This window comes from Nocardia sp. PLKS1-43, assembly GCF_059510335.1.
In genome coordinates this window covers 1-1,193 of the sequence record NZ_JCAJZQ010000048.1, presented here as the reverse complement: position 1 = coordinate 1,193, position 1,193 = coordinate 1, and the positions used below count along the sequence as shown (strand labels likewise).

Genomic DNA, 1,193 nt, shown 5'->3' with positions numbered 1-1,193 from the left:
CTAGTGCCTCGTCAAGCAACCTTCGGTAGGTAATCCGGTCGCCGGATCTTGGAGTTGACGGCGAAGTCTCGTTTGGGTCGGGCGTGCTGGTTGTGCCAGCGGATGTAGGCGCCGATCGCGGCGTCCTGCTCGCCGTGGCTGCGGTGATCGGTTCCGTTCAACGCGAAGTAGCGCAGCGCCGCGAATTCGGACTCGATCCAGTTCAACCACGACGAATAGGTTGGCAAGAACACCAGTTCCACGTCATGAGCTGCGGCCCAGCCCCTGACCTCGGCTCGCTTGTGCGGGGAGAAGTTGTCGGCGATGACGTAGAGCTTGTCGCGGGGCCAGCGGGCTCGCAGCGACTTCAACAACCCGAGGAACTCCTGCCACCGCTTACGATCACGGATCCGGTAGTGGATCTTCCCGGTTGCCAGATCCAGTGCGCCGAGCAGGTGCCGGACACCGTGGGTGCGGTGGTAGGTCGCCCGCAACCGCCTCGGCTTCTGCTGCGGAAACCAGCCCCGACCAGCGCGGGGTTGTAGGTTCAACGGCCCGAACTCATCGACACAGACCACCCGTCCGTCGGCAGGCCGGTGGTCGTAGAGGTCCAGGATGCGGTTCATCTTGGTGCTGAATTCGGGATCGGTGCCGGCTTTCCAAGTCTTGACTGCCTGCCACGACACACCCTCGCCTTTCAAGATCTTGCGCAGTGTCTCACGGCTGATGACAGCGATCGCGTTGGCGGCCAGCACTTCTCGCAGTTTCGATAGGCTCCATACCGAGAACGGCCAGCCGAGGTCTCGCGGGCAGCACCGGGCGATACAGGCGATGCGTTCACGCGTTGCCCGGTCCACCTTCTTCGGTCTGCCCGCGCTCCATTTTGGGTCCAGTGCCTCGAACCCCCGTTCGTTGAAATCGTGGATCACTTGCCGCACATAGGCTTCGCTGACCTGCATCAACCGGGCGATCGCGGGGACCGGCTGGCGTTGCGCCGAGGCCATCACCACAATGGCACGCCGCATCCTGATCGGTTGTTTGCTTGTTTTCGTGATCTTCTGCAACCGGCGACCCTCTTCCGGGCTCACCTCTCGCACAAACACTTCCGGCTTTCTGGCCACCGGCATCACCTCCACCGGGAGCATCACCGGTCACAGGCCCACGATCAACTCGACACCCGGTTACCGCGGCAACCTTCCTGGACGAGGCACTAG

Annotated in this window: 1 protein-coding gene; it reads right to left on the bottom strand. The window is 62.8% G+C overall.

Features of this window, described 5'->3' with window-relative positions:
* Positions 1-11 precede the first annotated feature (11 nt).
* Entirely contained in the window at positions 12-1,100 is a 1,089-nt protein-coding gene (locus tag AC5WS7_RS40605; RefSeq protein WP_495959985.1) for an IS630 family transposase, read from the bottom strand.
* Positions 1,101-1,193 lie beyond the last annotated feature (93 nt).